This is a genomic window from Novosphingobium sp. CCH12-A3 (assembly GCF_001556015.1).
Taxonomy (GTDB): Bacteria; Pseudomonadota; Alphaproteobacteria; order Sphingomonadales; family Sphingomonadaceae; genus Novosphingobium; species Novosphingobium subterraneum.
This window is the reverse complement of sequence record NZ_LSIA01000140.1, coordinates 1-9,670: the sequence shown is the minus strand read 5'-3', so window position 1 is coordinate 9,670 and position 9,670 is coordinate 1. Positions and strand designations below refer to the sequence as shown.

Here is a 9,670-nt window from a genome sequence, read left to right as displayed (position 1 = left end):
GCTTAAGACCGATCGCTCCCCCGCCAAGCAAGGCGGGTCCCGCCGGACGATTACGAATTTCGCGCTTACGGCTAACGAGTTCCCGGAACTGCTCGCGCCGAATCACGACAATTGGAAGAGTGGCAAGTTCGCTGACAGGTTCCGCGTTCAGCTTTGGGGGCGGCCGTCCACCACCGTCACTAGCCACATCTCGAAGGACGGGCACTACTTCATTCACCCGGACCTGAGCCAGTGCCGTAGCCTGACTGTGCGCGAAGCCGCGCGATTGCAGACCTTTCCTGACAACTATTTGTTTGAAGGTAACCGGACGCAGCAGTTTGTTCAGGTTGGCAACGCGGTGCCCCCATTAATGGCAAAACAGATCGCAAAAGGCCTGGCCGAATTCCTCTCGCCCCTTGTGGAGCAAGCGGCAGTCGAACTGGAAACCTGCTGACTTAAGCGTCTTCGCTCTCCTTTTCCCAGCTAGATGGTCCTGCGTTGAACTGATCGAGACGACCAAACAGGTGCTTAAGTGCATTGCGCTCTGGCTGGGTCAAACTGATCTTGCCTCTTCGTAGCTTGCCGAAGGCTCTGGAAGAGAGCGGCGACAGCATCGAACGGCGCTTCGCGGCCAGTTCAACTTCCGGCATGCGGTGCAGGTTTTCGACGACCAAGCGATCGAACTCGATCTCGAGATCGATCGCCCCTTCGGCCCTCGATTCCCGAACCCGAGCCCTCGCTTCATAGAAATCTACCGTTGCTCGGCTGATGGCCGGTTCGATCTCGAAACGGCTTTTGCTGATGCGCGCCCAGCAGGTCGGATTTTTCGCGAACTCGGTCACGTTGCCATGCGCTCCGCCAAGTTCCTTGAGTTTTGCAGCAACCTGCGGGGCGAGCAATTCCAGACATGCTTTCAACTCATCCTGGGGCTCTTGGAGAGCCCAGATGCGATCGAAATCCAACTGGCGATTTTCGGCCTTAAGGTGCTGGACCAGCCAAGCGATAGTATAGGTTATGATCGCCGCCTTCAGGCTTCGGTAGTCAGGATACCAGGCAGCGCGACCGACCGTCTTGTCCAGCCAGCGGAACACGATGGTCTTGCAGACGAGATCCTTGAAGAAGGTATCGTTGAAGGTCGCCCTCGAGTTGTCCCATTTGGAATCGATCTGATCCGCGAAGGCGACGAAGCACTTCTGCGCGCCCTTGCTTACGATGTGGGGCATCGCCTCGAACGTCAGGTAGTACTTCGACGCATCGGTCTTCTGGACGACCTGATGCTTGGGGTAGAGCGCCTCGAAGCGCTTGCGCTCCGTCACCGATCGCCCGGGGCCATCATTCTTGTACTGCCCTCTGGTTCGTTCGTAATACCAACGGGTTGAAGCGAGTTCACCAGCTAATCGAGGAGCGTCGAGACGACGGGAGATTTTCTGCATCTCCTGGTGGAACTCGTGGTTGGAGAAGAAGTCAGCCTCGCTGACCTTGTTCTGGGTGTTCGCATATCTGGAGATCAGGGGCACGATCTTGCCCACCTTCTCCGCATCGATCACCGACAGCTTCATCTGCACGAATATGCTTCCTAGGTCAGCTTCGCCGCGATCGCTGGCATACAACAGCGTCGCGGTCGTCTGCCCGCCGTTCACGATCTGCAGGTTCTTGATCTTCGAGATGCCGGCAATGCCATTCTCGTCAAAGTCGAGCTCGAGATCACTTGCAGTGGCCGTGATGCCGTTGTTGTAGGCGAAGAACATTTCGGGCGCTTCGACCGCGGTCTGAATGATACCCTTGTTGGTCTTTGTCTTGGCTTGGAGGAACGTCCGCACGTTCTGCTCCATTAGCCGAGAGCCATACAGTCCATATGCCCGAGCCAGCAGCTTGGCGGGCATCACTATCAGATAGGACTTGCAGTCTGCATTGCCATCGTGCGCCTCCAGACACGGCAACGGGCACCCGTTCAGCTCCTTGACGTCGAGCTCAATTGGCTCGGTTCCCCCCTGCGAGTTGATGAAGGCAATATATCGTGGGAAATCGAAGACGTTGCAGGTAGCTTGGGCACCGATGATCTCGGCACTCTCGAGCGTCTTCTTGATGGTGGCGAGACGGGCATTGCTGAAGATCACGCATCTGATTCGCGAGATCGAGTGGCGCGCCTGAAGGATCAGCTGAGCCAGCTCGAAAGCGGGACTTGTCTCTTCCAGAGACGAAACGAACTCCTCATCAATCGCCAGCTCACAGAATCGGGTGGCTCTGCTCAGAAGCTGATTTACGCGATCGACATTGATCTTCTCGAGTTCGAGTTCGGGATGGTAATCGCAGACTGCCAGATGCAGTTCGCCCCGGTCGGCGTCCCACGCGTAGCCATCAACCTGATAGGGCCGGCTTCCTTCACGGCTCGCCGGTGTGTAGTTCAGGTCCGCGATGTCGCCATTTTCGGCCGCGGCATCGGCGAACATTCGGAAGAACACCGCATGTTGGGGATCGCCGCTGAAACTTGCCTCCCGGAGGAGATCCTCGTGAAACTCGCCGTAGGCCTCCGGCAGATCGACCTCAGTGCTCATGGAAGACCTCGGACTTTAGCCATCCATCGTTCCGCTCGAAAGCGGAGCATGCCGAAGGCAGGATGGCGTAGGAGACTTTCTGCACCCCGGCCGGCAAGGCAGCGGGAACAAGCCGGGGAAAAGCGTCAGCCACTTCGAAAGGCCTGCTGCGAACAAGCAGCCATGCTTCGGCCTCGTATTCGGCTCGCGCCTCATATCCCGCGGCAATCATGCCAGCTTCGAATATGTCGATTGAAGCCGGAGCGCTTTCAAGCAATCGGGTTCGGATCTCGGCGACAAGACCGTTCAGGGTGACCGCGCCTGACTCGGATCGAGTGCCTGCAGCCAGCGTCTGGTGAACAAGCACAATTGGGCCGGACGAGGTGTCCAACTGGGCTTCCGAGCTGATCTTCAGGAGCTGATCTGCGGTCGATAGCTGGGTCTTTATCTCGACGATCCAGCCGCCGATCGCGAAGTCCTGTTCTTCTCGGAGAGGACCGCGCCAAGACGCAATTGCTTCGGCCGGTCCGACATTTTCCATGACGCGATTGCGAAGGAACAGAAGCTCGCCGACGAGACCGATAATCGCTTGGCGAGAAAGCAGTTGGTCCCTTCGCTTCCGAAGCAGATTCTGCCACCGCTCGATGCGACTGATGGTACGGAGTGCTCCCTCCGCATTTGCTCCGGAGCCAAGACTCTTCGTTGCCTCGAGAATGTCGGCGGCCAAGGCCCGGAAGATCGAAAGCTGCTCAGCATCAACCAATTCGATTAGCAGTTCATCTGGGCGCTCAGCGAACTTTTCTGCACGAATGACGAGGCCAGCCAAGGTTGGAGGCCTTTCGATTGCGGGGAGTTCGTCAGCCTTGAGAATGAGAAGGTAGTGGCCTTTTGCGTCACGCGCGCGAAAGAAATCCAGCGGGTGCGACGCATCGGCCCGCCGCTCGATGCGGGTGCCACTCGATGCTCCGGTTGGAATGCCGGACCAAGCGTCCTGGGAATCATTCATCGAGGAGAGCCTCATCGTCTTCTGGTTCGGAAGCCATGGCTTCGAGTTGCCGGCGGTAAACGGAGTTCACCTCGTAGGACTTCGGCACCGCCTGGATCGAGGACTTCGGCATCTGGAAGCTCAGCGACGCGATCGGAACGTCGGCCAGCTCCAGATCCTTGACGGGCTTGTGCACCTTGAAGAGATGCACCATCAGCAGTGGTCGGTCCCTGACATGGCAAAAGGCTCTGTCGCCCTTGAATTGACCGTCTGCGCGAAGCTGGACTGCTTCATCGCGCCGGGACTGCTGCAAGAGCATCGGTGGATCCTCGTTCGGGTCACTGATCCTATTCTTGTCACCCATGGGCTTGAAGGTTGCACCACCTGGCATTGGTTTGACCAGGCCCTTGTTTCGGCCACGCAAAGGTAAGGCAGCCATATCCTCTGCCGTTTTCGGGCCTGCAGCATCTGGATCTCGGCCGGCGTTCAACGGGATCACGACGTCCCAGAGCCGCAATTCGTCACTCAGACGGTCGCTCACATAGTCACTGAAGAGAGAGTTCTTTCCATCGATCAGCCCGAGGGATGGTTGAGCCGAATGGAACTGGAACTTCCTGAGAAGCTCGAAGACCTGTTTGCCGCTAATCCCGGTCCAAGTGAGGTGCTTGCTAATATCCTTGTTCAATGCCTTATCGCCCGCAGGATCCGGTCTTTGCGGATCTCCGAGCCCGACCATGAATCTGCCTACCTCGGCAAGGTTGGCCGAATTGATGGCTTTGTCGTTATGTAGTGCATAGCCCTCCACATGCTTCTCGCTGAACGACTGCACGAGCTGCAGGGTTCGAGCATTACGCATCTTGTTGGCGGCCGTAATGAGAATGCCGGTATCGCTTCGTCGAACCTTCAGACCGAACTGCTCCGGGGTTTCGTTGCGCAGTTCCATTCGCTTCAGCTCGCCGCGGAGCTCCTCGACCGCATCCTCGATATACTCGTAGTGATCGACGGAAGTTTGGCAGATGTAGAGCCTGCAGATGTCCTCATAATTTCGGCGATACCCAAACCAGCGCGCCATCTGCATCAGAGTGTCTGATGCTGCAGAATTCCTCAGAATATAGCTTACGGTGAGGCCTTCGAGGGTCAGGCCACGTGAGAGGGCCAAGCCACCGATCGCGATGACGTGCAAACCTCGGGTCTTGTTGGCTTCGTAGTCGAGAACGCCGCCACGCATATTGACAGTGCGGACTACAATGGTTCTGGAGGCTTCGTTCAGGGCTTTCTGCACTTCGTCGAAGCTGAATTCACAGGCCGAGAACTCCTTGTCGAAGCTCACTTTCAAGGCTGCCATATCGGGGTCGCGCAGCCCGGCTGCACCAAGCCCGGCGTTGACCTTGATCGCATCGTCGAGCTGTTTCTGGTAGGTGTAGGTTAGGCCGTGAACATAATCCTGGATATCGTTGAAGCGGCTGACGTTAATCATCATCGAGCAATGCTTTGCCCCGTCGCCTCTCAAAACCCTGATTGCGCGGGCGAGAACGAACACCCTGATCGCCTCCAGAAGCGAAGCTGGCAGCTCCAGTATGTCCCTGTCCCGCTTGTGCGATAGAGGAATGATGTCTTCGTAATCGTCGAGGATCCGCAGCATCGGCGATCGAAGATCGCCTTCGGGCGAGAAAACCCTCGTGGCCCCCACATAGTTTGTTGGAGCATCCAGCGCCTTGATGAAATGCTTCGGGAACAAGTCGTCCCCGCGCATGTCATCTTCAGTGTCCGGGTCGATGAAGATGTTGGCGAAAGGCGTTGCCGTGTAGCCGACATACGACGACCGGTTGAACTGCTTCAGGATCTTGCGAATGACCTCATTGATCGCCGTAGATTTGCGGGGATCCTTGTGGGTGTTGACCGATGCATTGTCGGCCTCATCATCGATCAGAAGCAGCGGGTAATCGATCTTTTCTCCGTGCCCCTGAGGGGTGATCCATTCAAGCAGGTTCTCGAGAATACCCTTATTCTTCTTCACGACGAAGATGATCGGGTCTTTCAGGTTGGCCAGTGAGACGCCGAACTGGTTGGCCGATGTGCGATTGAAGTCCGCGTCGCGAGTAGTTCCGAACGCCGGGTAAATCCTCTGACCATCGCAGAAGGTCATAATCGGCATGAGTTCCGGCTTTAACTGGCCGAAGAGAGACTTCTTTCCGATAAACGTCTCATCGAGGCGCTCTTGCGTCTGCATTCGCAGCGAATTGGTGAGCCCCGCAAGCAGAATGATGATCTTGTAGCCGGCGTCGGCCGCCTTACAGATCAGGGATGCGTAGTTGGTCGTCTTTCCTGACTGGACGTGCCCCATCACCATCCCTCGCCGGCTCCAAGCGCCAACGTCCTCGGGATTGCCGCAATAATCTAGAACTTCATTGGTGACCTGGTCCAGCTGAGCTACGACGTTTGGAGGGAGTATGCCATCTTCGACATAGTACCGGCGCAGCCTGGTCCAGTAGTAGAAATCGATGTCGGGCATGCGGTCCTGCAGCCAAGGCTCGTAGTCGCTCTTAATCGTGTGGCCGGCATCCTGGCGGACGGAAAAATCGAACTCCAGCTGACGCCGGACAGCGCTCAACTGCTCCCTGGATAGCCCGAACGGGTCTCGTTGAAGGACCTGATCGATGGCCTCGGGTGGGATGGAGGCGAGGCGACTTAGATCTGCAGAAAAGTCCTTGCGGATCTTGGCTGCGAAATAGCCGATCTCGGCTTTGAGATCGTCCATCAACACCACCCCTTCTGCGTAAGATATTCCTCGACCATCGGCCAGTTCGCGCTGAACGGCTCGGTCCGCTTCAACTTCTTGATCATTTCCTGCATGTCGCCATCGCAATCTAGGAGCATCTCTGGCGTTGCAGCGTCGAGCAAGCGCTTCATGTCGCTACGACTGGCGGGGGTTTGCCCGATCGAGTCCGATCGCGTGGTGGCGTCCTCCACAAACGCAGAAACCGGGAAGTTGCTTTCAATGAGCTGGAGTGCGGCTTTTGCAAGGTTGGAATCCTCGCTGCTCAGCAACCTTGCGATGATTGGGTGATCCCGATTGACCGAGTAGCTGATTTCGTTGTTCCGGGTGTACCTGGACCAGACTGCAACCTTGTGAGGATCCGAGATCTTTCCACCCTTAGAGCGATAGACCCTTGAGGATTGCCGCTTCAGTTTGTCCACGATCTGCTTGAGGCGGTTGCGCAATACCGTGGGCAGCTGCGCATCACTCTTGTCGACGGTTATCTTCCAGATGTCGTCGATGCTGTTCGGAATGTCGACAGCAATCCTCACGAGTTGAGATAGTTCGCCAAACTTCGCAAGCCGGAACCAAGTCCCATGAATGATCAAACGATCGTTCCGGTACACATAAAACCCCTGATTACGCAGAAATCCGTCCTCACCACCCAGCCGTTCGTGCTCGAACTCACCCAGTTTCGAGAAATGAGGCAAGATGTAAGGCCGAATTTGCACTTGATGCTGCCCGATGTGAAGGGTTTCCAGCTCTCGGGGTATCGTAGCATTGTGCGAGGTGTGAAAAGGATCGAAGGGTTCGAGCAGTCGACCGTTAATGGAAATCTGAAGCTTTGCCTTGCCCGGCCGCCCTTCCAGAAAGCGATGGAAGATCAAGGACAGCCGCTCAGTTGCGTGGGCTATCTGATCATTGAACGCGATCGTGCTCAATGATCCGCTTTCCGACAGCCGATCACACTTGCTCCATATAACCTCTGTGCCCGAACCGGCGGGTAGCTTAGTGCTTGCCAACTCCTCGATATCCGCAGGAGAGAGCAATCCCATCGCCCAACCATCAATGCTGTCCAAGTCCCATTCAGCACCGTGGACCTGCATTTTTTGGCGGCTGATGACAGTAAGGCGTCTGCACTGCGAAAAAGATGCGGACTTCATACCCCAGCCAAAACGCCCAAGGTCATCAGGGGAGCGCTCAGCGAGTGGATTTGTGGACGCGGGACGCATCGCGAGGATCAACTCAGCCTTCGACATACCCTCCCCGTCATCAACGATGGTGACAGTAGGCTCGCCATCGTTGAAATCACACCGGATCCAGATCTTGCGCGCCTTGGCCTTGATGCTGTTGTCGATCAGATCAGCCAGAGCCCCCGCCAAATCATAGTTTCCAAAACTTCGGGCTGACATCATCAGGGAAGTGGCATCAGGAGGATTAGGAAAATATTCCAATGTTTTTGCCCTTGAGAAACAAGCCTTCTATCCAGCGAACTTCAAGAAGCTCAACTATAAACTCCGCCAAATTGCCATGTCGCTTTGTGGACGCTCAACCTTAAAGCGCAAACCGGTGCTCAGGAATGACGTCCAGGAGGTAGAAAGCTCTTCGTGGATCAGTTTCGCTGCCATGAAAATCGGTGGCCTCACGTCGTCCCATTTCAAGAAGAAACCTCTCGGCCTGCCCCCGCGCCTTGCGAGCAGCCGAAATGTCTCGAGAGTTCTTGGAAGGGAGAAACGTCTCGCGGCACATGATGAGCAACTCGTCCGGACGGCTCGCAGAGCCACGCGCGCCGTTGGAACTCGTCCAGGCAGGGAGACCGCCAAACAGGTTGGCCGGATCAGGCTTCTTCTTTTCGACCAAGTCGCGGATGATTTGTGGCAACTCTTTTTCTGCCTGCACGTATCGCAAGATCGCTACGTTCGCGGCCGCAAGTCGGGAAAGGCCGTAATGCTCGAAAGCCCACTGCTTGGGGTCTGAATTGCTCGAGCGCGGCGATCTTGCGCGCGCAAGCGTTCTGCTCGGGCTGCGGAGGGCCAAGGCTATCTCACACATCAGCTCGTGGATGTCACCGGCGGTGAAGTCTGCCTTGATACCGCGCAGTTGCTTCGCAACTCTGCGCAAGTCCGCGTCGCCCGCCTTGGTGAGATCCTCATGCTGCGCCTTTACAGGCTTCGGAGGAAGCGGACCGGTCGTCCAGTCATGCCCACGGAAATAGAGGCCAAGGACATATGCCAGCAACTCTCGGTTCGTTCGCATTACGTTGAGGATCGACTCAGGTGTCGCCTTCTTGAGATTTGAAGCCAGCACGCCAAACGTCACAGCCTGAGCCTGGCGGGCGATCACCATCTGAAGATCGTGACTGCACCAGATCAAAGATTGCACGACTACCGCTCGTTCAAGCTGGTCGGCAAAGATCGGGTTCTTGGGGCTTTGCAGCTGGATTTCCCCGATAATCCTGCGGAATCGGCCACCCACCAGCGCCTTGTAGATGAGTTCGTTTTTCTCCCGGATTCTCAGCAGAAGAGTCACGTGGTCGTCGAGGGTGATGGGCCGGGCCGAGAATTGAGGCCAGCCAGCCGCGACCAGCTCCAGCTTGCTCTCGTCAAAAGGAGACACGATCAGCCTGGCAAGGAACGCGGTTAGATCTTCGCGAGATTCTGGTATGAGTTCCGGAGGAGGCAATACCTCCTTTGCGTCACACAAGGCAGGTGGAAGTTTGGTCAAGTCGACCTGAAAAGGTGAGAAGATCCGGCTACCATAGTCGTTCTCGACGATGCCACCGCTATACGTTGCAGCCCACATCTGATCGATAACATCACTGAGAGAGCGACGTTTGAGAACTTCAGTCAGTATGGTCCGAGGGTCGTGCTTGTTCGGCACCGGCGCTGTGGGGGGCTGCTGTCTCTTCGCAGCATTCTTGCGGATGAGGGTCTCTTTCGACCCAAGATGTAGGACTTTCAAAGGGACGCCATTGCCTGTTCCACCCGCAGTATCAGTCGCGTGGGGCTCACCTATAGCCACACACCAATTTCTGCTGTGATTACATAAGCTTCGAATCCTACCGAACCCTTACTGAAGCGCCTCGAGGCGCCCCGGTAAAGGCTCGTATTTGGCTTGAAGCGCTTGGGGGGCAGCAATGGCCTGACCGATTGTCAGGTTTGAGCCGTTGGCTTCAGGCACTCAGATGAGAAGCGAAAGGTTACGCAGAACGACCCTTATCACCCCAATCACAGCAACCTCATGGCGGCGTCTGCAAGTGCTTGCCAGCGCAAGCGGCTTTCCTCCCAACGATTGCGAATTTCGCGCGATGTCAGATAGGCTTCAAACCCCACCAAACCCTTGCTGCGAATTGCATCAAGGGTCACGTCCGTCAATGAGGTGTAATTTGGGGTGTGGTCACCGGGCTGCATGGTC

Annotated in this window: 7 protein-coding genes; 1 reads left to right on the top strand and 6 read right to left on the bottom strand. The window is 56.4% G+C overall.

Annotation, left to right across the window (positions count from 1 at the left end; translation table 11 throughout):
• Positions 1–433, top strand: a 433-nt coding sequence (locus tag AX703_RS11435) for a DNA cytosine methyltransferase (protein WP_197423686.1), incomplete at its 5' end; no start/stop codon positions are given.
• Position 434: 1 nt separating this feature from the next.
• Here AX703_RS11435 and AX703_RS11430 read toward each other — a convergent pair.
• The 6 genes from AX703_RS11430 to AX703_RS11405 form a co-directional block, all read right to left on the bottom strand.
• The gene (locus AX703_RS11430) at positions 435–2,534 is read right to left on the bottom strand and encodes an AIPR family protein (protein WP_062344194.1); all 2,100 of its coding nucleotides are present in this window, start codon (positions 2,532–2,534) and stop codon (positions 435–437) included.
• Positions 2,524–3,534 carry a PD-(D/E)XK motif protein gene (locus AX703_RS11425; RefSeq protein WP_082734546.1) on the bottom strand — a complete coding sequence of 337 codons (1,011 nt, stop codon included), beginning with the start codon at positions 3,532–3,534 and terminating at the stop codon, positions 2,524–2,526. Before AX703_RS11425 ends, AX703_RS11430 begins: the two co-directional genes overlap by 11 nt.
• Positions 3,512–6,256, bottom strand: coding sequence for a Z1 domain-containing protein (locus AX703_RS11420; RefSeq protein WP_062344190.1), 2,745 nt, complete (start codon positions 6,254–6,256; stop codon positions 3,512–3,514). The genes AX703_RS11425 and AX703_RS11420 overlap by 23 nt, the downstream gene beginning before the upstream one ends.
• A complete protein-coding gene (locus AX703_RS11415; RefSeq protein ID WP_197423685.1) occupies positions 6,256–7,710 on the bottom strand; it encodes an ATP-binding protein in 1,455 nt (484 codons plus the stop codon). Before AX703_RS11415 ends, AX703_RS11420 begins: the two co-directional genes overlap by 1 nt.
• Before the next feature lie 100 nt (positions 7,711–7,810).
• Complete coding sequence (locus AX703_RS11410) at positions 7,811–9,136, bottom strand: hypothetical protein (RefSeq protein WP_156452021.1); 1,326 nt, start codon at positions 9,134–9,136, stop codon at positions 7,811–7,813.
• 347 nt (positions 9,137–9,483) lie between these two features.
• Positions 9,484–9,670: hypothetical protein (locus tag AX703_RS11405; RefSeq protein WP_231735503.1), on the bottom strand; the 187-nt coding region annotated here is incomplete at its 5' end.